At 31.1% G+C, this 25,217-nt stretch carries 29 protein-coding genes; 14 read left to right on the top strand and 15 right to left on the bottom strand.

What is annotated here, in order from left to right:
- The first annotated feature begins 255 nt into the window (after nucleotides 1-255).
- Entirely contained in the window at nucleotides 256-1,002 is a 747-nt protein-coding gene (locus ACXIHB_RS08790; protein ID WP_462098076.1) for an alpha/beta hydrolase, read from the top strand.
- Nucleotides 1,003-1,009: 7 nt separating this feature from the next.
- On the top strand, nucleotides 1,010-1,612 hold the full coding sequence (locus ACXIHB_RS08785) for a hypothetical protein (RefSeq protein WP_173358890.1): 603 nt from the start codon (nucleotides 1,010-1,012) through the stop codon (nucleotides 1,610-1,612).
- Nucleotides 1,613-1,615: 3 nt separating this feature from the next.
- On the opposite strand, the gene ACXIHB_RS08780 is transcribed toward ACXIHB_RS08785, so the two are convergent.
- The 9 genes from ACXIHB_RS08780 to ACXIHB_RS08740 form a co-directional block, all read right to left on the bottom strand.
- Nucleotides 1,616-2,488: a LytTR family transcriptional regulator DNA-binding domain-containing protein gene (locus tag ACXIHB_RS08780; protein ID WP_462098075.1), complete on the bottom strand. Its 873-nt coding sequence runs from the start codon at nucleotides 2,486-2,488 to the stop codon at nucleotides 1,616-1,618.
- A 52-nt stretch (nucleotides 2,489-2,540) separates the two neighbouring features.
- Nucleotides 2,541-3,854, bottom strand: coding sequence for a Fe-S cluster assembly protein SufD (gene sufD / locus ACXIHB_RS08775; protein ID WP_159493467.1), 1,314 nt, complete (start codon nucleotides 3,852-3,854; stop codon nucleotides 2,541-2,543).
- Between the two features lie 96 nt (nucleotides 3,855-3,950).
- Nucleotides 3,951-4,703: a Fe-S cluster assembly ATPase SufC gene (gene sufC, locus ACXIHB_RS08770; RefSeq protein WP_047789907.1), complete on the bottom strand. Its 753-nt coding sequence runs from the start codon at nucleotides 4,701-4,703 to the stop codon at nucleotides 3,951-3,953.
- Nucleotides 4,704-4,794: 91 nt separating this feature from the next.
- Nucleotides 4,795-6,243, bottom strand: a complete 1,449-nt coding sequence (gene sufB / locus ACXIHB_RS08765) for a Fe-S cluster assembly protein SufB (RefSeq protein WP_073182171.1) — start codon at nucleotides 6,241-6,243, stop codon at nucleotides 4,795-4,797.
- A gap of 33 nt (nucleotides 6,244-6,276) precedes the next feature.
- Nucleotides 6,277-6,606, bottom strand: coding sequence for a HesB/IscA family protein (locus tag ACXIHB_RS08760; RefSeq protein WP_047789909.1), 330 nt, complete (start codon nucleotides 6,604-6,606; stop codon nucleotides 6,277-6,279).
- 136 nt (nucleotides 6,607-6,742) lie between these two features.
- Nucleotides 6,743-7,810, bottom strand: coding sequence for a cytochrome-c peroxidase (locus tag ACXIHB_RS08755; protein WP_462098074.1), 1,068 nt, complete (start codon nucleotides 7,808-7,810; stop codon nucleotides 6,743-6,745).
- Nucleotides 7,811-7,812: 2 nt separating this feature from the next.
- Nucleotides 7,813-8,571, bottom strand: coding sequence for an MbnP family protein (locus ACXIHB_RS08750; protein ID WP_073182169.1), 759 nt, complete (start codon nucleotides 8,569-8,571; stop codon nucleotides 7,813-7,815).
- 3 nt (nucleotides 8,572-8,574) lie between these two features.
- Nucleotides 8,575-9,900 (bottom strand): hypothetical protein, encoded by a 1,326-nt coding sequence (locus ACXIHB_RS08745; RefSeq protein ID WP_462098073.1) that lies wholly within the window; start codon nucleotides 9,898-9,900, stop codon nucleotides 8,575-8,577.
- Nucleotides 9,901-11,109 carry a choice-of-anchor B family protein gene (locus ACXIHB_RS08740; RefSeq protein WP_082118666.1) on the bottom strand — a complete coding sequence of 403 codons (1,209 nt, stop codon included), beginning with the start codon at nucleotides 11,107-11,109 and terminating at the stop codon, nucleotides 9,901-9,903.
- A 139-nt stretch (nucleotides 11,110-11,248) separates the two neighbouring features.
- On the opposite strand from ACXIHB_RS08740, the gene thiL reads away from it, so the two are divergent.
- The 9 genes from thiL to ACXIHB_RS08695 all read left to right on the top strand — a co-directional run bounded on the left by thiL (nucleotide 11,249) and on the right by ACXIHB_RS08695 (nucleotide 19,089).
- A complete protein-coding gene (thiL, locus tag ACXIHB_RS08735; protein ID WP_047789913.1) occupies nucleotides 11,249-12,298 on the top strand; it encodes a thiamine-phosphate kinase in 1,050 nt (349 codons plus the stop codon).
- Between the two features lie 157 nt (nucleotides 12,299-12,455).
- A complete protein-coding gene (gene lysM / locus ACXIHB_RS08730) occupies nucleotides 12,456-12,926 on the top strand; it encodes a peptidoglycan-binding protein LysM (protein ID WP_047789914.1) in 471 nt (156 codons plus the stop codon).
- Between the two features lie 153 nt (nucleotides 12,927-13,079).
- On the top strand, nucleotides 13,080-13,979 hold the full coding sequence (locus tag ACXIHB_RS08725; RefSeq protein ID WP_047789915.1) for a DMT family transporter: 900 nt from the start codon (nucleotides 13,080-13,082) through the stop codon (nucleotides 13,977-13,979).
- Nucleotides 13,980-14,010: 31 nt separating this feature from the next.
- Nucleotides 14,011-14,877 carry a YicC/YloC family endoribonuclease gene (locus ACXIHB_RS08720; protein WP_231128374.1) on the top strand — a complete coding sequence of 289 codons (867 nt, stop codon included), beginning with the start codon at nucleotides 14,011-14,013 and terminating at the stop codon, nucleotides 14,875-14,877.
- 2 nt (nucleotides 14,878-14,879) lie between these two features.
- Entirely contained in the window at nucleotides 14,880-15,482 is a 603-nt protein-coding gene (gmk, locus tag ACXIHB_RS08715; protein ID WP_047789917.1) for a guanylate kinase, read from the top strand.
- A gap of 24 nt (nucleotides 15,483-15,506) precedes the next feature.
- A complete protein-coding gene (nadD, locus tag ACXIHB_RS08710) occupies nucleotides 15,507-16,091 on the top strand; it encodes a nicotinate (nicotinamide) nucleotide adenylyltransferase (protein WP_462098072.1) in 585 nt (194 codons plus the stop codon).
- 48 nt (nucleotides 16,092-16,139) lie between these two features.
- Complete coding sequence (locus ACXIHB_RS08705; RefSeq protein WP_047789919.1) at nucleotides 16,140-17,003, top strand: M23 family metallopeptidase; 864 nt, start codon at nucleotides 16,140-16,142, stop codon at nucleotides 17,001-17,003.
- 13 nt (nucleotides 17,004-17,016) lie between these two features.
- Entirely contained in the window at nucleotides 17,017-18,513 is a 1,497-nt protein-coding gene (locus ACXIHB_RS08700) for a GH3 auxin-responsive promoter family protein (protein WP_462098071.1), read from the top strand.
- A 9-nt stretch (nucleotides 18,514-18,522) separates the two neighbouring features.
- Nucleotides 18,523-19,089 (top strand): MOSC domain-containing protein, encoded by a 567-nt coding sequence (locus ACXIHB_RS08695; protein ID WP_047789921.1) that lies wholly within the window; start codon nucleotides 18,523-18,525, stop codon nucleotides 19,087-19,089.
- Here ACXIHB_RS08695 and ACXIHB_RS08690 read toward each other — a convergent pair.
- The 6 genes from ACXIHB_RS08690 to ACXIHB_RS08665 form a co-directional block, all read right to left on the bottom strand.
- Nucleotides 19,079-19,834 (bottom strand): HD domain-containing protein, encoded by a 756-nt coding sequence (locus ACXIHB_RS08690; protein ID WP_047789922.1) that lies wholly within the window; start codon nucleotides 19,832-19,834, stop codon nucleotides 19,079-19,081. The genes ACXIHB_RS08695 and ACXIHB_RS08690 overlap by 11 nt on opposite strands.
- A gap of 70 nt (nucleotides 19,835-19,904) precedes the next feature.
- Entirely contained in the window at nucleotides 19,905-20,495 is a 591-nt protein-coding gene (locus ACXIHB_RS08685) for a TetR/AcrR family transcriptional regulator (protein WP_281980042.1), read from the bottom strand.
- A gap of 207 nt (nucleotides 20,496-20,702) precedes the next feature.
- Nucleotides 20,703-22,274, bottom strand: coding sequence for a S41 family peptidase (locus tag ACXIHB_RS08680; protein ID WP_462098070.1), 1,572 nt, complete (start codon nucleotides 22,272-22,274; stop codon nucleotides 20,703-20,705).
- Complete coding sequence (locus tag ACXIHB_RS08675; protein ID WP_047789925.1) at nucleotides 22,261-22,692, bottom strand: deoxycytidylate deaminase; 432 nt, start codon at nucleotides 22,690-22,692, stop codon at nucleotides 22,261-22,263. Before ACXIHB_RS08675 ends, ACXIHB_RS08680 begins: the two co-directional genes overlap by 14 nt.
- 65 nt (nucleotides 22,693-22,757) lie before the next feature.
- A complete protein-coding gene (locus ACXIHB_RS08670; protein ID WP_047789926.1) occupies nucleotides 22,758-23,339 on the bottom strand; it encodes a HupE/UreJ family protein in 582 nt (193 codons plus the stop codon).
- Between the two features lie 9 nt (nucleotides 23,340-23,348).
- Entirely contained in the window at nucleotides 23,349-23,810 is a 462-nt protein-coding gene (locus tag ACXIHB_RS08665; protein WP_047789927.1) for an Lrp/AsnC ligand binding domain-containing protein, read from the bottom strand.
- A 104-nt stretch (nucleotides 23,811-23,914) separates the two neighbouring features.
- On the opposite strand from ACXIHB_RS08665, the gene ACXIHB_RS08660 reads away from it, so the two are divergent.
- From ACXIHB_RS08660 to ACXIHB_RS08650, 3 genes are read left to right on the top strand one after another with little or no spacing between them, the layout of a single operon-like run.
- The gene (locus tag ACXIHB_RS08660) at nucleotides 23,915-24,475 is read left to right on the top strand and encodes a DUF2975 domain-containing protein (RefSeq protein ID WP_462098069.1); all 561 of its coding nucleotides are present in this window, start codon (nucleotides 23,915-23,917) and stop codon (nucleotides 24,473-24,475) included.
- Nucleotides 24,476-24,484: 9 nt separating this feature from the next.
- Complete coding sequence (locus ACXIHB_RS08655; protein WP_047789929.1) at nucleotides 24,485-24,988, top strand: DUF2975 domain-containing protein; 504 nt, start codon at nucleotides 24,485-24,487, stop codon at nucleotides 24,986-24,988.
- Nucleotides 24,989-24,990: 2 nt separating this feature from the next.
- Nucleotides 24,991-25,197 (top strand): helix-turn-helix domain-containing protein, encoded by a 207-nt coding sequence (locus tag ACXIHB_RS08650; RefSeq protein WP_047789930.1) that lies wholly within the window; start codon nucleotides 24,991-24,993, stop codon nucleotides 25,195-25,197.
- The last annotated feature ends 20 nt before the right edge of the window (nucleotides 25,198-25,217 follow it).

Genomic DNA, 25,217 nt, shown 5'->3' with positions numbered 1-25,217 from the left:
TCATCAAAATAAAGAAAAATTTTTAATCAGGTTTAAAAAAGTATGGTTTAAAAGAAAAATCACTATATAAACTATACTATAAAGAGTCCATTTGTCACAAATAAAGAACATTTCATACCATATATCTTTTTACAATATTTAAAGGCAAGTGAGAGAGATATTTTTGATGCGGATTAATAAAAAACATAAAAAATGATTACGCATTCTTACACAAAAAAACCTTTTGTATTTTTAAGTTTTATACTCTTTTTCTTTATGAGTTGCACTGAAGAAGATTTACCCTCTAACATTAAGCAGCAAAAATTCACTCTAAAATCGAACTCAACAAATTTTAAGTATGCTATTAAAATAGGGAGCATTGAAGAAGTTGATGTAACTAAAGATTGTCACGTGATTTATTTATTAGATGGTGACGACTATTATAATGAATGTATGCAAATGTTAAGCTTAGAAAAAAAAGAAAATACCGTTATAGTGAGCATAGGTTATGCGGGCGATAATGAAAGAGGTACAGATTATTCTTACCCATATGACAGAGATTTTGATGGAGATTCAGGAGGAGCAAACAAGTTTATTAGCTTTTTAAATTCTGAGTTAATCCCTGTGATTGAAGAAGATTATCAAATAAAGAGTTTAACAAAAACAATTTATGGGCATTCACTTGGAGGTTATTTTGCTTTATATGTTATGCTGCAAGAAGAACAAGAAAACCCTTTTGATAATGCAATTGTGGTAAGCCCTAATTTAATGTGGTATAACTCATTTATTTTCGATTTAGAAGAAAAAGCTAAGAAGTTGAGTTTGTTAGATGGCAAATCTTTTTACATGGCTATGGGAGACCTTGAAGGAGTTGGTATGAACGCATCATTTAAAGCAATGGTTAAGCGACTAAAATTGAATAACTATAATGATTTTAATTTCAGTTATGAAAGATTAGAAAATATTTCTCACAGAAATAGTCCAATCATAGGATTTAAAAATGGATTAAAAATTATTCAATAAGAAAAAAATGAAGAAAATTTTATACATAGTATTGTTAAGTAGTTTTTTTATGAATGCTCAAGAACATGATACTACAAGAAAGTGGAAATTAGAATTGGGCTATACGACTGATATAATTAATACAAGTTTTGGAAAGCATTATGGTTTTGTTTTTAAAGCGAAAAGGAAATTGTTGGAAAGTAAGAAGATTACCTTAATGGTAGGAGCAGCCTATCAAAACAGTTTTATTAATGAAGACGAAAATATGTTTACAGGTTTTGTTGATGGCTACACAAGAGACTTATCTGTTGTTGGTTTGGTAGATTTTAGTTTTTATCCTTTCAATAAAAGAAGATTTTACATGTCAATTCAACCTTTTCTTGGCTATACTAACTTAAAATCAAAAGGAAGTTTATATATAGATCACATAGGTGTATATGAAAAGTATAAAAACTCACATTCTTACTTTAATTACGGAATGATAAATTCTCTAGGTTATACTTTTAATAGAGTAACTATAACCTTTGATGTTTGGAGTTCACTAAAAGGAATTCTTGATAGCGGAAGGTTTAGACCAGGTGATTTTGATTCAAGATTGTTTTTTGGAATGGGAGTAGGATATACATTATAAATTCTATTTATAAAACTTGTCAAACTTCTCTTTAAATAATTTAAATTTATTTCTAGATACAGGAACCTCATGGGAAACATTAGGAAATGAAATTTTATAGTTCCTCGCATTTCCTGAGGTTCTTCTAATATTTTTAATATTAATTATATAAGAACGATGTGTACTTAAAATAAAGGGGTAATCAGATAAATTATTAAGTAATTTTTGAATAGATATTCTGTATGGTTTAATGTCTACAGAGTTAAGAGTCTTAGTGTATATGTCTACATAATTCCCTTCGGATTTAGCGAATAAAAAAGTAGCCAAATCAAGAATTAATGTCTCATTTATATTATTCGTTTTTATAGATAAAACAATCTCTTTGTTTTTTTGTTTTAATTCTTTCTCGAGCTCTTTATTGTACGCTTTAACACTTCTTAAATTTTCTTTTAAAATAACCACATAGTTTATCCAAATAATAATGAGTATAGGTGTAGTACCTATTAAAATAACATAAGAGAAAGTATTAATAAAACTTAAAAAAAAATTACTATTAACACTATTTTTGATAGGGTACAGAAAACTATTTTGAAAAAGAGCTATTGAAATAAGAATACCAAGAGTAAAGAAAAATTCTCTTAAAGTATTCCAATTTTCTTTAATTTCAGAAGTAAAAAAAATGGTGGGCACCAATTCAGTAAAAAATAAGATGCTAAAAAAAGTAACTATACTAGCCGTTAAACATGGAAAAAAATTGTTTGTAACAGTATTTTGAGAAAAGTAATAGTTAACTAAGAATATTACAATACTTAGTATACAAGCAATAATAAGGTTTCTTTTGGTATGAAATAAATATGGGTAAGGGGTTGATAAGCTTTTTAAAAACTTATACTTCATAACATTTAAAGAATTAAAAAGGCATTATTAAATATAATGCCTTTTGTTTGTTTTATAGTTCAAAACCAATATTAACCCCTAATTTGTTGGCAATTAATTTGGTAATTCTTTTTTTAACCTCTGGTATTTTAACACTCTCTAAAACAGTATTTGCAAAGGCGTACATAAGTAAAGCTTTTGCTTCTTTCTTTGGAATACCTCTTTGCTGCATATAAAATAAAGCTTGATCGTCTAATTGACCTATGGTACAACCATGAGAGCATTTTACATCATCAGCAAAAATTTCTAATTGAGGTTTAGCATTTATGGTTGCTTTATCACTTATTAAAACATTGTTGTTTTGTTGGTAAGCATTTGTTTTTTGAGCTTCTTTTTCAACAATAACTTTACCATTAAACACACCAGTAGAACGATCGGTATAAATACCTTTATAGTCTTGGTGACTTTCACAGTTAGGCTCTATATGGTTTACCAAAGTATGATGGTCAACGTGTTGTTTCCCCTCAATAATGGTAATTCCTTTTAAAATAGAGTTAATATATTCTCCTTTTTGGTAGAAGTTTAAGTTGTTTCTAGTAATATTGCCACCAAAAGAAAAAGTATGTACAGAGCATGTACTTTCTTTCTGTTGCTCGATATATGTATTATCAACTAAAGAAGCATCATTATTGTCATTCTGAATCTTGTAATAATCTACTGTAGCATGTGTGTCTGTATAAATCTCAGTTACAACATTTGTTAACACAGCATTATTATTAAGGTTTTGGTGACGCTCTATTATTTGAACATGTGCATTTTGCTCTACAATAATTAAATTACGAGGCTGTAACATGGTTGCATGTTCTTTACCCGTAGTAAAATTAATTATCTGAATAGGTTTTTCAACTTCAACATTCTTTGGGATGTGAATGAATGCACCTTCTGTAGCAAAAGCTGTATTTAAAGACGTTAAATTGTCTTGTTTAGCAATTTTGTTAAAATATTTTTCAATAATAGGCTTATACTTTTCTTTAGAAAAAGCAGCAGATAATAAACAAATATCTTTTCCATCATGAGTAGTAGTTGATAAAAAAGAACTGTATTTACCATCCACAAAAACTATTTTATAGCTATCTATTTCATGAATGAAGTATTTTTTTACATCAGCAAACTCTACAGAAGCATCTCTATCAGGAAAAATACTATAATCTTCTTTTAAAACTGAATTTAAAGAAGTGTATTTCCAAGCTTCTAATTTTTTTGTAGGAAAGCCTAATTTTTCAAAATTTTGTAGTGCTTTTGTTCTTATTTCATGTAAATCTGAATTAATATTTACATTGTCTTCAAAAGCTACGTATGATGATAATATTTTTTCTCTCAACTCCATTGTTTTTAGTTGTAAAGTTTATAAAGTATAAAAGTTTGTAAAACTGAAAAGTGGCTTATCTTATGAGCAAATTTTCGCTTTTTACTTTTCAACTTTTTAACTATTTACCTCTGCTTTAATCCAATCGTATCCTTTTTCTTCAAGCTCTAAAGCAAGAGAAGCATCTCCAGTTTTAACAATTTTTCCATCATGTAAAACGTGTACATAATCAGGAACGATATATTCTAATAAACGTTGATAGTGGGTAATAACTACTACAGCGTTATCTTTAGATTTTAACTTATTAACTCCATTAGCCACAATACGTAAAGCATCAATATCTAAACCAGAATCAGTTTCATCTAAAATAGCTAATTTAGGTTCTAACATAGCCATTTGGAAAATCTCATTACGTTTTTTCTCACCTCCTGAAAATCCTTCGTTTAAAGAACGAGATAAGAATTTACGATCGATTTCTAATAATTCTGATTTCTCACGAATCTTTTTAAGCATATCTTTAGCAGGCATTTCTTCTAAACCTTGGGCTTTTCGAGATTCGTTAATGGCTGTTTTAATAAAGTTTGTAACAGTAACACCAGGTATTTCTACAGGGTATTGGAATGATAAGAATACACCAGCATGGGCTCTTTCTTCAGGAGCTAATTCGCTAATATCTTCTCCTTCTAATTCAATAGAACCAGAAGTTACTTCGTAAGTTTCATTACCGGCAATTACAGATGATAAGGTACTTTTACCTGCACCGTTTGGTCCCATAATTGCATGAACCTCTCCTGCTTTTACTTCTAAGTTAATTCCTTTAAGAATATCTTTGTCTTCTACCTGTGCGTGTAAGTTTTCTATTTTTAACATTGTTCTTATACTATTGGCTTTAAGCTGTTGACTATAAGCGTACGTTTAATTTTTAATAATTGTTGTGTTTATAATTAACACATTAGGTTAATTATCCTACAGAACCTTCTAACGAAATTTCTAATAATTTTTGAGCTTCTACAGCAAATTCCATTGGAAGCTTATTTAATACTTCTTTACTAAACCCATTAACAATTAATGCAATAGCTTTTTCAGTATCAATACCACGTTGATTACAGTAAAATAATTGATCTTCACCAATTTTACTAGTAGTAGCTTCGTGTTCTATTTGAGCCGATTTATTTTTAGCTTCGATATAAGGAAAAGTATGAGCACCACACTCATTACCCATTAATAAAGAATCACATTGAGAGAAGTTACGTGCATTTTCTGCTCTTGAATTTATTTGAACTAAACCACGATAACTGTTTTGCGACTTACCTGCTGAAATTCCTTTTGATATAATAGTTGATTTGGTATTCTTTCCTAAGTGAATCATCTTAGTACCCGTATCGGCTTGTTGATGATTGTTTGTTACAGCAATTGAATAAAATTCACCTACAGAATTATTTCCTTTTAAAATACAACTTGGGTACTTCCATGTAATTGCTGATCCTGTTTCAACTTGCGTCCAAGAAATTTTAGCATTGGTTTCGCACAAACCTCTTTTGGTAACAAAGTTATATACTCCTCCTTTACCTTCTGAGTCTCCAGGAAACCAGTTTTGAACTGTTGAATATTTTATTTCAGCATCGTCTAAAGCAATAAGCTCAACAACTGCTGCGTGTAATTGATTTTCATCACGTTGTGGAGCAGTACATCCTTCTAAGTAAGAAACGTAACTACTTTCATCAGCAACTACTAACGTACGCTCAAACTGTCCTGTTCCTCCTTCGTTAATACGGAAGTAAGTAGATAATTCCATTGGACAACGAACTCCTTTTGGAATATAACAAAAAGATCCATCTGAAAATACAGCCGAGTTTAACGCAGCGTAAAAGTTGTCAGTTGGTGGTACAACAGAACCGATATATTTTCGTACTAATTCTGGATGCTCTTGAATAGCTTCAGATATTGGCATGAAAATAATTCCTTTTTCAGCTAAGGTTTCTTTAAAAGTAGTAGCAACAGAAACAGAATCCATTACAATATCAACAGCTACATTTGCTAACCTTTTTTGTTCTTCTAAAGAAATTCCTAATTTTTCAAAAGTTGCTAATAAATCAGGGTCTACCTCATCTAAACTATTTAATTTAGGTTTTTGTTTAGGAGCTGAGTAGTAAGAAATATCTTGAAAACTTGGTTTTTTGTAGGTAACATTAGCCCACTCTGGTTCTTCCATTTGTTCCCAAATTCTAAAAGCTTCTAAACGCCATTCAGTCATCCATTCTGGCTCATTTTTCTTTTTAGAAATGGCACGAACGATATCTTCGTTTATTCCATTAGGAAACTTTTCACTTTCAATATCAGTATAAAAACCATATTCGTACTCTTTGGTTTTTAATTCTTCTCTTAAATCGTCCTCGGTGTATTTACTCATCAGTTTTTTGTATTCTTTTTGTGATGTATAGGTTTATAGAGAGAAACTCTCTCCGCAACCACAAGTTCTGTTAGCATTAGGATTGTTAAATACGAATCCTTTACCGTTTAAACCTCCAGAATATTCTAAAGTTGTTCCAACTAGGTATAAAAAACTCTTTTTATCAACAATAATTTTTACATCGTTGTCTTCAAAAACCTTGTCGTTTTCCTGTTGGGTTTTGTCAAAAGTTAAGTCGTATGATAATCCTGAACAACCGCCACTTTTTACCCCAACACGAACAAAGTCAGTTGTAGTGTCAAATCCGTCATCAGTCATTAGTTCAATGACTTTCTTTTTTGCTGTGTCTGAAACTTTTATCATCGTTTTAAATAGATTAAATCTAAGTGACTGCAAAGATAATGACAAAATATGATTTATATCATTTTTTGAAATGAATATAGTTATTAAGCAATAAAAATTGTTTATACTTTAAATCTACAGGTTGATTGTTAGAAGATTATTGTTTGAAATCAGTATTGTTTACAAAATCATCATCAGAAAGGGTTAGCAAAAAAGCTTTTAAGTCTGCTTTATCTTTATCTGAGAGTTGTACTCCTCCTTGATTGGCTTTCTTCATTAAGGGATCTATTGTAGAAGATAATTTTAAACCTTCAGAATAATGGTTTATAACTTCTTCTAAAGTAGTAAACCGTCCATCGTGCATGTAAGGAGCGGTAAATTTTAAATTTCGTAGAGAGGGGCTTCTAAACTTTCCGTTGTCATTAGGGTCACCTGTAACGGTGCCTAATCCTAAATCGGTAAAATTTTCATCTAAACCGTTGTTGTGGAATTTGTTATCTGTCCATAAAGGGTTGTTGTCGCTTCCATGACAATGAAAACAGTCTCCTCTAGTTTCGTCCATAAACACATTAAACCCATTTTGTTCTTTAGGAGTTAACTCTACTTTACCTAAAAGGTGTTGGTCAAATTTTGAATTTCCAGAAATTAGAGTTCTTTCAAACTGAGCGATTGCCTTGGTAACTAATGTTGAGTCTATTTTTGATGCTCCAAAAGCTCGTTGAAAAAGGGTCGGGTATTCAGCGTGTTCTTGTAGTTTTTTAGTTACATTTTTCCAATCACTGTGCATTTCAATTGGATTACGAACAGGAGAGAATGCTTGACGTTCAATACTGAGTTCTTTTCCATCCCACATAAAACGTTCATCAAAATTCCAAGCTAAATTAAATAGCGGCATTGAGTTTCGCGTTCCGAATTTACCATCGACTCCTTCACTAAAACGAGTGTCATCGGTAAAAGCGTTTTTTGGGTCGTGACAACTAGCGCAAGATTGTGTGTTGTCTTTTGATAAAATAGGGTCAAAAAACAATTTTTTACCCAAAGCTATTCCTTCTTTTGTTAGAGGATTGTTAGCTGGAATAACAGGAGCTATTAATTTTTGTTGAAATAATTTAGGGATTTCTAAACTGGTAGGAACAGGAGTATATATACTTTCTTCTTCTCCTTTAGAAGAACAACTAAGTAAAAGAAACAGTAGAAAAGAAAGATATATACTTTTTAGCATCATTATTATTGAGAAATATTTCCTAAACTAAATACACCACTTTTCCCATTTTCAGAAATTTCTTTCTGAGCTTCAAAATCCATCATTAAGTCAACACTTTTTTTGGTTAAATCCCAGTCATTAGGGCTTTTAAACCATCCAGCTACATTCATTTTAATTTCTATTGTAGCATTGTTTTTTAAGAGGATAGATCCAGTTTCAATTCCAAAAGAAGTATCTAAAATAGAATCTTTTTCTTTGTCATAAGCTCTTACAGCATGAAAATTATATGGGTTTTCTACCCCTAAGGTGTCTTTGTATTTACCGTCTAATTGCATAAAGTGGTATCCTCCTCCCATCATATCTGGTACATTCCAATCAGCAGAGTTTAAATCTGGATATGTTCCACTTAAATTGTTACTATTATTAAAACCGAAGGTAAAAAGTAGTTTATAGCTTCCTTCTGATATTTTTTTAGAAAGAGCGTAGGTTAAACTGTCTGGTTTACTTAGGTCAATTAGTTTGTAACTGTCAAATTTAGTTGTATCTCCTGCACCATTAACAAGGCTAATACGTGAGATTAAATAGCGTAATCTGCTTATAGAGAGTTTACTTCCTTTTTTATTAGTGAATTCAGTGCTTTCTAAGTCAGATTTTTCAATTAAAGTACCATCCCAATTTTGACTAAATTTTAGTTTTACTGAAACTTCTTTGATAGGTTCATCATTATCTGAGCTACAAGAAAATAGTAATAGACTAAGGGAAAAAGTTAAAAAGTATTTCATTTATTATTTTAGTTTGATAATTAGTAGGTCTGAAAACCCCTTGTTTGTTGTTATATCTTGGTTATTGCTGCTACTATCGCCTACAGCTATAATACTACCATTTGTTAATTCTACAGCATCGTAACAAAAATCTATTTCTGTTCCTCCAACGGTTTTTTGCCATAATAGATTTCCATCTGTATCAATTTTCATAATCAATGCGTCATTTTGACCTTTATTGATGAAATTGTTGTCAGCGCTTCTTGAACTTCCAGAGATTAAAAAATCTCCGTTCAATGTTTTTTTAATCGATCTGCCAACATCAAAACTCGAACCGCCATAGTTCTTTTGCCAAAGCAATGCTCCTTGACTTGTTATTTTTACAACCCATAAATCGGCACCACCATTATTTTGAGAAATGTCTTGATTAGAGCTACGTGTATCTCCTACTATAATGAAGTTTCCATCATTGGTTTTTGTTATTGCTCTAGCTTCATCAATTTCTGTACCACCAAAAGATTTTTCCCAAAGTAAATTTCCACTTTTATTAATCTTAACAACCCAAAAGTCATAAGAGCCCTTGTTGTTTTTTATATCTACATCATTACTGTCTGAAGAACCAATTAATAAATAGCCGTCAGCTGCTTCTGCTACGTCGTAACAAGTATCAGTATTTGTGCCTCCAAAGTATTTTCTCCATTCAATATCTCCGTTAATATTGAGTTTAACTCCCCAATAGTCTCCACCGGCATGTTTGGCTGCTTGTTTTGAATTACCTAAGCCTCCAGATGCTGTAACATCTAGAATACTTCCAACAAAATAACCTCCGTCAGAAGTCTGAATAATTGAAAAACCTTGGTCAGCTCCAGAAAAACCAGTAGTTTTTTCCCATACTATTGTGCCGTTGTTGTCTAGTTTTAATACCCAAACGTCATCAAACCCTTCGTTTGTATTTACATCTCCATCATCACTTTTTCCGTAACCTACAATAGCAAAACCATTATCTTTTGTTTTAATAATTTTAGATGCTTTGTCATCTTTTGAACCGCCATAGGTTTTTTGCCATATAAGGTTATCATTGGAGTCAAACTTTAAAATCCAAAAGTCGTATTGAATTATATTTTTAGTGGTTTCTATATCTCCATCAATACTTTGAGTATAACCAGCTATAATATAGCCTCCATCAGTAGTACTAATTACACTTCTACCGCTTTCATTTATAGAACCGCCCAAAGTTTGAACCAAACTAACTTTAGGGATTTTGGTTGTAGAATTAAGTTGTATACCATCATCTTTATTACAGCTGTAAATAATTAATAAGAAAATTAATAATGGGAGTTTTTTAAGCATTTATTGTTTTTTAAGGATAAATAAACCTCTATTAATGTCGCTTACCACAATTTTTCCGCTTTTAAAGTAGGGGTATACGCTCCAAACACCATTAAAATCAGCATTATCATTTTCAGGGTGTGTATCAAAGAAATTTGTTTCGGTAATAGTTTTACTCTCTATATTTGAAATGTCAATAAAACGTACACCAGCATTATAGTTTGCTAAATAAAAAGTACTTCCTTTAATATATCCATTATGATCAATTGCCGAAGTAGGTCCTGTGTATATAAAGTGTTGTTTAGGGTTCTCTAAATCAGAAAAATCAAAAACAATAGTCCTTGTATTGTGACCGAAATTTTGTTCATCTAACTCGTCTCCTAAAATAAAATATTTTTGATTTTCAGTAAACCAACCTTGATGTGTATAACCAACGTTTGCATATGAAACTTTAGAAATGTTTACAGGGTTTGCTTTATCAGTAATGTCAACAATTACGACCTCATTTTCATTACTTCCTATTAGTATTTCTTTACCTATGTAATTTGTGTCTGGTCCATTGTAGGTTACCACTTGTGCATCATGACTATAATTGTCCATTCCCCATCCACCTTCATTTATTGGATTTAGAGGATTTTGTATATTGATAAATAAAGGACCTCCTCTATATGTTCCAGATCTATTTGTACCCACAGGGTATGCGTATCCTGAATTTTCATTAATAACAATGTTGTGTGCGCTACCAAAACCAGTAAAATGCTTGTCAGCTACAAACGTTTTTGGAGGGTTTGTAATATTTCTAAGTTTTGTTAAGTCAAATACTTGCATACCATGATTTGTAGCCTCACTAACAATAAAAGCATGGTTGTTATATACCTTCACATCCCACCAACTTTTACTCGTAGTTGCAGTTGGAAGTTTGCCTAAATAAATAGGGTTTTCTGTATCGGTAATATCAACAAAAGTAGTTCCATTATCTACACACATAATAGCGTATTCTTTGTTGGTTGTTGGATCTGTCCATCCCCAACAGTCACTTCCGCTAACAGCATCAAATGTGCTTAGAGGTATGTTTAATAGTAAATCATAGCCATCACAAGAATAAATTCCTGCTTTTCCATTAGAGCACGCAGTTTTATTGGTTTTTATTGGAGTTTCGCTAGAAGAGGATGTGCAAGAAGCTAAAAACAGCATTCCAACTAAAACGAATAAGGTTTTAAAGTTTTCCATAAATTGGGGTTTAAAATCACTAAATTAAGTAATTAACTATTTATATAACATATAAAAACAGCAAAACCCTATTTTTATTTTGTATAGATTAGCTTAAGCAGAATACTTCTTTTTGTTTGTTAGTCGTTATCTTTGCAGCATGTTAGAAGATAAAAATCAAGAAAGAACTTCGTTAGCTGAGCTAGGAGAGTTTGGGTTAATAAACCATTTAACAAAACATTTTAAAATGTATCATTCTTCAACTGTGAAAGGGGTTGGAGATGATGCAGCTGTGATTAATACATCGGATAAAGAAACTGTAATTACAACTGATTTATTGGTTGAAGGAGTGCATTTTGACTTGAGTTACATGCCTTTAAAGCATTTAGGGTACAAAGCGGTAATGGTTAATTTATCAGATGTTTACGCAATGAATGCTAATGCGGAACAAATAACCGTATCTATCGCTGTATCTAATCGTTTTCCGTTAGAAGCTATTGAGGAATTATATGCAGGAATACAACTAGCATGCGATACATATAAGGTAGACTTAGTGGGAGGAGATACTACATCTTCAACAAGAGGAATATTAATTTCTGTTACAGCTATTGGTACTGCTAATAAAGAGAAAATTGTTTATAGAAATGGGGCTAAACCTACTGACTTAATTGTAGTTTCGGGAGATTTAGGAGGAGCATATTTAGGGTTACAAGTATTAGAACGTGAAAAACAAGTGTTTCAAGTGAATCCTCAAAATCAGCCAGATTTGGATAAGTATACTTATATAATCGAACGTCAATTAAAACCAGAAGCACGTAAAGACATTCCTAAGTTATTAGAAGAATTAGAGGTAAAGCCAACTTCGATGATTGATATTTCTGATGGATTATCTTCTGAAATTATGCATATCTGTACGCAAAGTAAAACAGGATGTAAAATATATGAAGATAAATTACCATTAGACCCACAGGTTATTTCTACTTCTGAAGAATTTAATATGGATAGTACGATGATAGCTTTAAGTGGAGGAGAAGATTATGAGTTGTTATTTACGGTTTCTATTGCTGATTATGATAAAATAAAAGGAAATCCTAATTTAACAGTTATAGGTCATATTACTGAAGAAAATGAAGGGATAAACTTAGTAACACGTGCAAACCAAGAAATTGAATTAAAAGCACAAGGTTGGAATTCTTTTAATAAAGAGTAGAGGAGAACAAGATATAATAGGTTAAGCATCCATGTTTAGGTGCTTTTTTAGTTTTAAAGAGGCTTTTTTTTAATTATTTTGGAATACGAGTTTTGGTATAAAAATTGTATCTTAGTCAGACAGTAAAAAGAATATTAACAAAAAATCAAAAAAGAGAATGGGAATTTTTTCATTTATTAAAAATGCCGGGGCAAAAGTATTCGGTATCGGGAAAACAACTGAAGAAGAAGCTACAGAGAAAGCTGCAAAATTAGTAGATGCAGTAAATAAATTAGAGCTTTCTGTTGAAAACTTAGCTGTTAATGTGGAAGATGATAAGGCTACAGTAACAGGAGAAGCAGCAGATTTAGCTACTAAAGAAAAAGTAGTTTTAGTAGTGGGTAATACGGAGGGGATTGCTTCTGTAGAAGACAATATGACCGTTAAAGAAGTTGAAGTTATCGAAGAAGCTGCTATGGCACAATTTCACACTGTAGTAAGTGGAGACTCATTAAGTAAAATTGCAAAAGAATTTTATGGAGATGCTATGAAGTATCCAGTAATTTTCGAAGCAAATAAACCAATGTTAACACACCCTGATAAAATTTATCCAGGACAAGTATTAAGAATACCACCTTTAGTGGACTAATCAAAAGTTAATCAGCCAAAGGGAAAAGCACTGCATTTGCAGTGCTTTTTTAGTTTAAGTAAAAGTGATATTTAAAGATTGGTATGAGGTAAAATAGTAGTAAAAAAGAATAAAATTATCATCATATTTGCACCTGTTTTTAAAACCATAAAAATGAATCAAAGAGCGTTAGCACTTACAGCAGCTTCAATCGCAACACTTATTTACGGGGTTACATTTACAGTAGCTAAAGAAGTGATGGAGGGATATATTCAACCATTTGGTTTTATATTGCTTCGTGTTGGTGGGGCTACTATGATTTTTTGGCTATTAGGGCTTTTTGTTAAAGCGGCATCGATAGATAAAACAGATTATAAGCGAGTAGCAATGGCAGCTTTTTTTGGCATTGCTTTCAATATGCTTACGTTTTTTAAAGGGTTAAGTTATACTACGCCGATCAATGCATCAGTTATGATGGTGACTACTCCTATTTTAGTATTAATTTTTGCTAGTATTCTTTTAAAAGAGAAATTAGTTTTAAGAAAAATAGCAGGAGTTGTAGTTGGTATGGTAGGAGCCATAATTTTAATAGCTTACGGAAACCCACTTAAAGGAGATGCAACTAATATGGTGCTAGGAAACTTTTTAGTATTCATTAATGCAGCATCGTATGGTATGTATTTGGTGGTTGTAAAAAAACTAATAGCAAAATACAACCCTATTGTTTTTGTTAAGTGGTTATATCTTTTTGGATTGATAATGGTACTACCTTTTGGTTTTTCTGAACTGTTAGAGGTACAGTGGCAAACAATGCCTGTTTCAATTTTCTTAAAAGTAGGTTTTGTAGTATTATTCACTACTTGTATTACTTACTTGTTTAACTTATTTGCATTATCAAAATTAAAACCAACCACAGTAAGTGTTTTTATGTATTTACAACCTGTGGTAGCAGCTATTTACGCATTGATTGTAGGTAGTGATCATTTAGATTTGGTTAAAATAGGAGCTGCATTATTAATCTTTTTAGGAGTATTTTTGGTAACCAAACGTCCAGCAGAAACTCCCAATAAATAAACGTATCTTTGCGGATTATTAAACCGAAGTTATGATACAGTCAATGACGGGTTACGGTAAATCCGTACTACATTTACCCTCTAAAAAAGTAACAATCGAAATTAAATCTTTAAACAGTAAAAACTTAGATTTAAATACTAGAATTCCTTCATATTACAGAGAAAAAGAACTCAATGTTCGAAAAAAACTAGCAAGTAACTTGGTAAGAGGTAAAGTGGATTTTTCTATTTATGTGGAAATGACTGCAGATGAAACTTCAACTACGGTGAATACAGGTGTGGTACGAGAGTACATGCAGCAATTAAGAAATGTAACTCAAGTAGGAACTTCAGATGATGTTGAGTTAATGAAAATGGCTGTTAGAATGCCAGATGCTTTAAAAACAGAGCGTGAAGAGTTAGATGAAGAAGAGTGGAAGCAAATAGATACTCATATTGACGAAGCTTTAAAAGAAATTATTCAATATAGAACTGACGAAGCAAAATCGTTAGAAGAAGATTTTAAAACAAGAATACTAAATATTCAATCTGCTTTAGAAGAAGTTAAAAAGTTAGATGGTGATAGAATAGAGCATGTTAAAGAACGCTTACAAAAAGCATTAACAGATTTAAAAGTTGAGGTTGATGAAAATCGTTTTGAACAAGAGCTGATTTATTATTTAGAAAAGTTAGATATTAACGAAGAAAAAGTACGTTTAGCTAATCACTTAGAGTATTTTTTACAGCAATTAGCAACAGAAGATTCCAATGGAAAAAAATTAGGATTTATCGTACAAGAAATCGGAAGAGAAATCAACACAACAGGATCAAAAGCTAATTTTGCACCAATGCAAAAATTAGTCATCCAAATGAAAGACGAGTTAGAAAAAATAAAAGAACAAATTTTAAACGTTTTATAAAAATGTCGAAAGAGTTTAAAGGGAAATTATTTGTGTTTTCAGCACCATCAGGTTCAGGTAAAACTACTATTGTACGTCATTTGTTGGCAAAAGAACGTTTTAATTTGGAGTTTTCAATCTCAGCTACTTCAAGAGCTCCAAGAGGAGAAGAAGTTGATGGAAAAGATTATTATTTTATCTCTGCAAAAGAATTCAAGCAAAAAATAAAAAATGACGAGTTTTTAGAGTGGGAAGAAGTGTATCGTGATAACTTTTATGGAACGTTAAAAACAGAAGTTGAACGAATTTGGGCGCAAGGAAAACATGTAATTTTTGATATTGATGTTGTTGGAGGTTTACGTATTAAGAAGAAATTTCCAGAAGAAACCTTAGCTGTGTTTGTAAAGCCACCAAGTGTTGATGAGCTAAAAATTCGTTTAAAGAAAAGAAGTACCGAAAGCGAAGACAAGATTAACATGCGTATTGCAAAAGCATCAGTAGAATTAGCAACAGCACCACAGTTTGATAAAATCATTAAAAACTACGACTTACCTGTAGCATTACAAGAAGCGGAAGATTTAGTAGATGATTTTTTAGGAATAAAAAAGAAAGTGAAAAACGGATAAAGAATAAGTCTAGTATCTATAAATATGAAAAACATCGGATTATACTTCGGAACTTTTAATCCAATTCATATAGGGCATTTAATTATAGCCAATCATATGGTTGAGTATTCTAATTTAGATGAAGTTTGGATGGTGGTTACGCCTCATAACCCTTTTAAAAAGAAAAGCTCACTGTTAGATAACCATCATCGTTTAGATATGGTATATTTGGCTACAGAAGAATATGAGAAGATTCAACCATCAGATATAGAGTTTAGGCTTCCTCAACCAAATTATACTATAAATACCTTAGCACATATTTCTGAAAAACACCCTAGTTATAACTTTAGCCTAATTATGGGAGAAGACAATCTAAAAAGTTTGCATAAATGGAAAAACTATGAGGCAATTTTAGAAGATTATAATATTTATGTTTACCCTAGGGTTTCTGAAGGAATTGTTGAAAGCCAGTTTAAAAATCACAAAAAAATTCATAGAGTTGAAGCTCCAATAATAGAAATTTCTTCAACCATGATTCGCAAAGCCATAAAAGAAGAAAAAAACTGTAAACCTTTGTTGTCTCAAAAGGTTTGGAAGTATATTGATGAGATGAATTTTTATAAAAAATAGTTTCGCCGTTTTTTCGTTGTATATTTGAAATCCAAACAAGTATAAAACGTGGCAAAAAATAAAAAAAAACGAAAACTTAAACAGAAACTTACCGATAAGTATCGTCTAGTAATAATTAATGAAGATACGTTTCAAGAACGATTTTCTTTAAAGCTATCACGATTAAATGTTTTTGTATTTGGAGGAGTGTTTTCTATACTTCTTATAGTACTCACCACTTTGTTAATTGCTTTTACGGGTATACGTGAATATATACCAGGGTATTCATCAACAGCCTTAAAAAGAAAAGCTACCAGATTAACATATGAAGCAGATTCTTTAAAAACTAGATTGTCAGTTATTGAAAGTTACACTAAAGCTTTAAAGCCAGTTTTAACAGGTCAAATTGAGCCTGAAAAGATAGACTCTATAACAAAAGAAATGAAAACAATAGCTTTTGATGAAAGTAAATTACAAGCATCAAAGGAGGATTCTTTATTTAGAGAAAAAGTAGAGAGCAAAGACTTATTTCCTTTGCATAACGGAGGGGCAAATAGAGTTAAAAATGTATTCTTTTCACCTTTAACAGGAAACATATCACAACCATTCGACGTTAATGACAAACATTATGCGATCGATATTGTAGCTAAAACTGGCACGCCTGTAAAAGCCGTAGCCGACGGTACAGTTATTTTAGCAGAATGGACAGCAGAAACAGGGTATGTAATAACGATACAACATTCTAACGAATTTATATCAGTATATAAACATAACGGAACTTTGTTAAAACAACAAGGAGACGTCGTAAAGTCTGGAGAAGCAATAGCAAGTGTAGGTTCCACAGGAGAATTAACTACCGGACCTCATTTACATTTTGAGTTGTGGAATAATGGATTTCCTGTTAACCCAACAAACTATATAGATTTTCAGTAAATAGAAAAAGAACATGAGTATAAAATCAATATTAGCAATTCCATTTGCAAAAATTGTCCGAAAACAAGTATATAAATGGGCAAACAACCCACATAAAACACAAGAAAAAGTTTTTCAATATTTGGTTACAGAAGGATGTAAAACAGCATTTGGAAAAGATCATGATTTTGTATCAATCAACAATTACGAAGACTTTAAAAAAAGAGTACCTATTAACGACTATGAAGGTTTACGTAGTTATGTAGATAGAGTTGTAGCAGGAGAAGAGAATGTTTTGTGGAAAGGAAAGCCCTTATATTTTGCCAAAACTTCAGGAACTACTTCAGGAGCCAAATATATTCCTATAAGTAAAGAATCCATGCCCACACATATTAAAGCAGCTCGAAATGCTTTGTTGTTTTATATCACAGAAACAAACGATGCCAGCTTTGTTGATGGGAAGATGATTTTTTTACAGGGAAGTCCAGTTTTAGAAGATAAAAACGGCGTGAAATTAGGGCGGTTAAGTGGAATAGCAGCGCATTATGTTCCAAATTATCTCTTAAAAAATCGTTTACCAAGTTGGGAAACCAACTGTATTGAAGATTGGGATACCAAAGTAGATAAAGTAGTTGAAGAAACCTTGCCAGAAAACATGACGGTAATTAGCGGAATTCCATCATGGGTACAAATGTATTTTGAACGACTGATTGAGAAAACTGGAAAGACAGTTTCTGAAATTTTTCCAAACTTCAATTTCTTTGTGTATGGAGGTGTGAATTTTGAACCATACAAGAACAAGTTTGAAGCGTTAATAGGGAAAAAAATAGACTATGTAGAGTTATATCCAGCATCTGAAGGGTTTATTGCATATCAAGACTCTCAAACCGAAAAAGGAATGTTATTGCAGTTAAACTCAGGAATGTTTTATGAATTTATTCCAGCAAATGAATTTTTTGATGAGAATCCAACAAGAATATCATTAAAAGACGTTCAATTAGGGGTGAATTATGTTATTATTTTAAACACCTCGGCGGGTTTATGGGGATATAATATTGGCGATACTGTAGAATTTACTTCTTTAAAACCCTACAGAATAAAAGTAACAGGACGTATAAAACACTTTATCTCTGCTTTTGGTGAGCATGTAATAGGGAAAGAGGTAGAAAAAGCGTTGAATGATGCTATAAAAGGAACTGATGTGAATGTAAGCGAGTTTACAGTAGCTCCGCAAGTAAATCCTGAAAGTGGATTACCTTATCATGAGTGGTTTATTGAGTTTGAAAATGAACCTGAGAATTTGGATGAGTTAGCATCTAAAATTGATGCTTCTATGCAAGAGCAAAATGTATATTACTTCGATTTAATTGAAGGTAAAATTTTACGTCCTCTTATTATTAGAAAAGTGAAAAAAGGAGGTTTCCATGAATATATGAAATCCATAGGAAAGTTTGGAGGTCAGAATAAGATTCCACAATTATCAGATAACCGAAAAATTGCGGATGTATTGCAGAATTTTTTAATTGAATAAAGAAGTAAAATGAAAATTGTAGCCACCAACATAGGAGAAAGAAAAGAAATCGATTGGAAAGGGAAAACCGTTACTACAGGTATTTTTAAGTTTCCTGTTGAGAAACCTATCTTTTTAGATGTTGAAAAAGTAAAAGATGATGCTATTTGTGATAGAGAATATCATGGAGGAATAGATCAAGCAGTTTATGCCTATTCAGAGAAGCATTATGCATATTGGAAAGAGTTATACCCAAGTTTAGATTGGAAACATGGAATGTTTGGTGAAAATCTGACTGTTTCGGATTTAGAGGAAAGTCAATTGCACGTGGGAGATACTTTTAAAGTAGGAGAGGTTATTATTGAAGTAACTAAACCACGTCAACCATGCATGAAGCTAGGAGTGCGTTTTAATGATATGAAAATCGTAAAACAATTTTGGCAACAAAACATACCAGGAGTTTACTTTAAAATATTGCAAACAGGTTATGTAAAGTCAGGTGATAAGTTTGAGCAAATAAAAAGCTGCCCTCAAAATCCAACCATCGAAGAGGTATATAAGACTAAGAGGGAAGCTAAGTTTACCTCTAAAAAATAAATTTTTTAGAATCTAAAATATTTTTTGAAGCCATAGATGCAAATCCCATTTTATATAAAATATCGGCTCTAGTATTTTCTTTATGGTTTAATGTTTCCATAGTTTCAATAATATCTTCCTTAAAACCATTTCTATGATATGTTTTATGAACTTCTTTAATAAAAGAAGTTGGAACTTGAAAATAGTGTGAACCAATTACATCCATAGCTGCACCTTTTGAAAGTAGGTAAGCTTCGTTACCAAACTTCTTCTTGTCGACAGTAGGGTATAAGTGCATATCAATAGCAGTTTTAATAGTGGAAGCTTTATCTTCACTATCGTTTTTCTTCACAAATTCATTTGCGAAAGAGCCTCCATAATTGGCAAAACATTGTTTACTGCACACATGATTGTGGGTATCTGTTAAACCAACATCATGTAGCATTGATGAAACAAATAGTAACTCTTCATCATAGTGTAGTTTTTCTGAAAGAGCAATACCAGCAGACCAAAAGAAGGTTCTGTAAGAATGGTAAAGTAATATAGGGTTACATAACTCATTTGCTTCTTCTAAAGCTAGTTTAGATAGCTTAGAGTCAGGAATTTTTATAGTATCAAGATCAAACTTTATTTTAGATTTAATACCGATTTTATATAATGTTTTAGTGAAACTCTCTTTTAATTTTGAGGTAATTAAAAGCTTTTTAAACTGTTGGATTTCTTTTCTGTTGAGTACAGATGGACTATAATTATTATGTATTTGCATTGCTTGTTTTTTAGAACAAAGCAAAGATAAAACAAAAACATACTAACTAGTATGTTTTTTAGGATTAAGATTATTTTAAAGTAGTTAAGTAAAGTTTTAATTGATTTAAATGATGGGTATAAGTATCTGTCTTGTTACTTAATTTTCCTAAAGCTCTAGCTCCCCAATAGCTAGCTATAATAAAATTAGCAACTTCTTCAGCATTAATACTTGAGTTAAAAGTATTATTTTGCTGTTCTTTGGTAATAGAAGTGGCAATAGCATTTGTCCATAATGACTTTGCTTTATCAAGAGCTTCTTTAAAATCATTGTCTAAAGGCGACATTTCTTGAATTAAGTTAGCTAGAGGACAACCATATTCTATGGTTAAAAAAGAATTTTGTAAAAGTAATTCTTCAATCATTGTATATAAAGAATCATGTAAACTGGTAGAAGAAGAAAGAAAACTTACAGAAAAATCAATGGTTTTGGATTGTATTACCTCTTTAATAACAGCAATTCCCATTTGCTTTTTATTTTTAAAATGATAATAAAAAGCACCTTTTGTTACTTTAGTAGTCGCTATAATTTCATCAATACTTGTAGATTGATATCCTTTCTTATAAATAAGTTCAAAAGCTTGTTGTAAAATAGTTGCTCTGGTGTTCGCGGATTTCTTCATTTGTTGTAGCTTGCTCTTTATTAATTTACATACAGCACAAATTTACTATTATGTATATAACAAAGTAGTGTAAAGACTACAATTTAGGTTAAAAAGAAGTTTTAGTTAGGAGCATTCCATCCGTGTATGAAGTTCTCAGTAATAAAACTGAAGAATTTAAAAGTCAACACTATTACAAAAAGCGCTATGATTACTTTAAATATTTTCTTATTCATTTTGCTTTTGTTCTAACTCAAATACTTTTTGCAGCATTTTATCATCTCGCTGATCTACTTTGTATAAACCTTCGTCACTAAAAAGTTCACGAGCTATCAATACTTTTAAGTTATTGCGAAGTTGATTTTTTGTTCTTTCAGGAAGTCTAAAATCTTTGAGTTCTGCTAAGAATTTATTAGAAATCTTATTGTCTTTATCAAAATTATTAATAAAATCCTCAACGGTTAATGAAGCGAGTTTTTTACGATTATCATCTACATATGAAAAAGCGAAATCATTTAAAGGACGGAAGAAAATTGTAGGAATATAAGCTGAGGTATCTACCGCTACAAAATAATCAGGAATAATTCCACCGCCACCATATACTACTTTACCTTTAGGAGTCGTATACTTCAAACTATCAATAGTTTTAATACTGTCTTTGGTAAACAACTCCCCATTTTCTAGTCGATGTTCAAAATCATGACTATATTCTTCAGAATCTGCGTCTTTTTTATAAGGCTTTTGAATAGAACGCCCTGTTGGAGTATAATACCTAGCCGTAGTTAATCGAACCGCAGAACCATCTCCTAAGTCCATTTCTTGCTGTACTAGCCCTTTTCCAAAAGAACGACGTCCAATAATAATACCTTTATCATTATCTTGCAAGGCGCCAGCTACAATTTCAGAAGCAGAAGCGGAGTTTTCATCAATTAGTACATATAACCCACCGTGCTCAAAATCACCTTTATCAGTAGCGAAAGATTTTACAATATCACCTTTGTTATTTTTTGTAAATACAATCAGTTTTTCATCTTCTAAGAATTCGTCAACAATATCATTAGCAATATCAATAAAACCACCACCATTTCCGCGAAGATCTAAGACCAAATCAGTCATTCCTTTTGTAAGTAATTTGTTTAAAGAAGATTTAAACTCAATATAGGTGTTACGTGCAAAACGATCTAGTTTTATATAGCCAATACTATCGTTTAACATGTAAGCAATATCAACACTTTTAATATTTACTTTACCACGATTAATAGTAATGTTAAAAATACTATCATTGGTCTTTCTATAAATTTGCAAATCAACTTTAGTGTTTGGCTTTCCTTTTAAAGCTTTCATTATTTGGGAAGTTTGCAGTTTTTTCCCATAGAGTGTATCCTTGTCTGCAAGTAAAATTCTATCACCTGCTTTAATTCCTGCTTCAATACTTGGTCCTCCTTTAATAGGTTCTATAACGGTAATAGTATCACCAATCATACGAAATTGAACACCTATTCCTACAAAATTACCTTGCATGTTTTCGGTAACCAATTGTAAGTTTTCTTTAGGAATGTATACTGAATGAGGATCTAATTTACCTAACATCTCTGCAATGGCTCCATCTAATAAATCATCTGTGTTAACAGCATCAACATAATCACTTTGAATGTAGTCAATTAAACGCTTTATTTTTCGTTCACTTGATGAGCTTTTCCCAATAAGATTTCTTGATTTTCCGTTGCTAAAAAAGGTCCCAATAAGAATACCGAAAATAACTGCAATAGATAAATATATAGGTAAATTATTCTTGTTCATAAGGTAAATAAGTCAGTTCAACACCCGCTTTCTCTAAAAAATCTAATCCTGATCGGTCTTTGTATGCTTGTGCATATACTACACGTTTTATTCCTGCTTGATGTATTAATTTACTGCATTGTTGGCAAGGAGAAAGTGTAATATATAAAGTAGCTCCTTTGCATGATTGTGTAGAAGAAGCTACTTTTAAAATAGCATTGGCTTCGGCATGCAACACATACCATTTGGTGTACCCTTCTTCATCTTCACAATAATTTTCAAAACCAGAAGGAGTACCATTATAACCATCAGAAATAATCATTCGATCTTTAACAATTAAGGCGCCTACTTTTTTACGAATACAGTGTGAAAGTTGCCCCCATTCATTTGCCATTTTTAAATAGGCAATGTCATATTTTAATTGTTTTTTCTTCAAAATTTTCAGTACGATTTTTCTTAGATAAGCTAAGGTAGTTAGATTTGTGTTAGTTAGGCGTTAATTTTTTACCAAAAAACACGGTCAAACATCATTTGTAAAGCAAAACCAATTACGATTGATGACATGATTAAAATCCAATCACGACGATTTACACTAAAGATTGATTGCACTAGTGCTCCAATTAGTAAAATACCTAATACAATAATAATTTGTGCTACTTCTACACCTAAGGCAAATTCTAATAAAGGTAAAAATTTATCAGAAGTTTTTCCAATCATAATTTTAAAATAGTTAGAAAAACCAAGTCCGTGAATTAACCCGAAAAACAAAGCAAAAAATAAATTTTGGTTTTCTTTTCCTACCGATGCTTTTTTTGCGGTTAATACATTCATTAATCCCGTAATAAAAATAGTTAACGGAATTAAAAACTCAATTAAATCTGCTCGTACATTTAAAATTCCGTATGCTGAAAGCGCTAGAGTTATTGAGTGTCCAATAGTAAACAAAGTAATTAACCATAAAACTTTTGTCCACTGTTTAAATTGATACACAACAGCTAATACAATTAAGAATAAAATATGGTCATAGGCTTTAAAGTCTAATACATGAAACAAGCCCATTTTAAAGTAGAAGATAAAATCGTTCATTAGGGGTTTTTAAATTTTTATTTGTCGATCTATTTGTTGGTCTAAAGATATAAAAGTTTCGGTTCTTGAAACTCCTTTTATGGTTTGAATATCCTTATTTAACAAATGCATTAAGTCTTCGTTGTTTTTACACAGTATTTTAATGAAAATAGCATAGTTACCTGTAGTGTAATGACTTTCTACGATCTCAGGAATTTCTTTTAAACGTTTAATTGCAGAAGAGTATAAGCTAGAAGAATCTAAAAATACACCAACAAAAGCGGTAGTGGTATAGCCTAATGCTTTTGGATTTAATATCATTTTGTAACCATCAATTAAATCCGATTCGTCTAACTTTCGTAATCGTTGATGAATGGCAGCACCAGATATACCTACTTCTCGGGCAATACTTAAAATAGGTGTACGAGCATCTTTTACAAGACGTTTAATAATTATTTTATCAATTCCGTCAATTTTTAATTTTCTAACCATGAAACAAAAATAAGGAAAGTTTAATTACCAATAAAAAATAATAAATTATTGTTTTTCGGTAATTTTATTATATTTGAACCATCATCAAAATAACAAAATTGAATATGAAATCAACATTAAACATTTTAAAAGTATTTTGTACACTATTGGTAATTAGTGTAGGTGTAAAACTTTTTGAAATATTTTATAAGATAGTTCATTATACCATTTATGGAGGAAGTAAAACGAAGATATTTAAATTGACAATTCCAGAAAACTGGAGCGATGAATATTATTATTTTTTGTCTCTGATAGCTTTAGTATTAATGGGGTATGTGATGTTTTTACTTGTTGAATTTAGAAAAGTAATTTTTAATTTTTCAAAAGATTGTGTTTTTACAAAGGAGAATAGTGACCGACTACGAAAAGTGGGAAAAGGGTTAATTATTTACGGAATTATAGTCTTATGTTTTACAACAGTACTAGGTTTAATAATTGAAGGTGGTTCAACTTTAAGCTCAGGTTCAGACCTAGCTTATAGTAGTGGATATATATTTGGGTATAAGGTAGGGGCTTCAATAAATAAAGTACTACCAATATTTGTTATAGCATTATTTGTGCAATTTATTTCTTTCATTGTGGGAAAAGGAAATGTACTGAAAGAAGAAAACGATTTAACCATCTAAAAAATAATTATGAGAAAATTAAAAATTTTAAAAAGCTTAATAGACTTGATTTTTATTGTATATAGTCTTATGGTTCCTTTTCTTGCTATAGGTATTCCTCTTATATTTTTTGTAACAGAACAAGGCAATTTTAAAATAATGGGGTTAGACTTTAATGTAGGCACAAGTATAATTTCAAAAGTATTTGTAGCGATTTTTTTATTGGTGTATGTACTAGTTTATAATGCAATTTATAAGTTTAGAGTAGTGTTAACAGAATTTGTTAGAACTAAGATGTTTTCAGATAAAGTAATTACAAACTTAAAGGGAACAGGAAATTTATTACTTATCTCAGGTATTTTGATGATTGTTGCTAGAATTGGTTTAAAGCTAACAACAACATCAACTATAAATTTTGATTTTGGAATTGGAGCTCATTATTTAAGTATCTGTTTTGGACTTTTCTTTTTGGTGCTTTCAGAGGTATTTAGAGTTTCAAAAGAATTAAAACAAGAAAACGATTTAACCATATAAGTATGCCAATTATTGTAAACCTAGATGTAATGCTTGCCAAACGAAAGATGAAAAGTAAAGAATTGGCAGAAATTGTAGGAATTACTACTGCAAACCTGTCCATCTTAAAATCAGGAAAAGCTAAAGCGATTCGTTTTTCAACATTAGAAGCTATTTGTAAAGCATTAGATTGTCAACCCGCAGATATTTTAGAATTTGTAGAGGAGTAAAAACAGAAGATTCTGTACCT

The sequence above is a fragment of the Tenacibaculum sp. IMCC1 genome (assembly GCF_054906355.1).
Note: the sequence above shows the minus strand (reverse complement) of the source record. Positions and strands in the feature narration are given on the sequence as shown.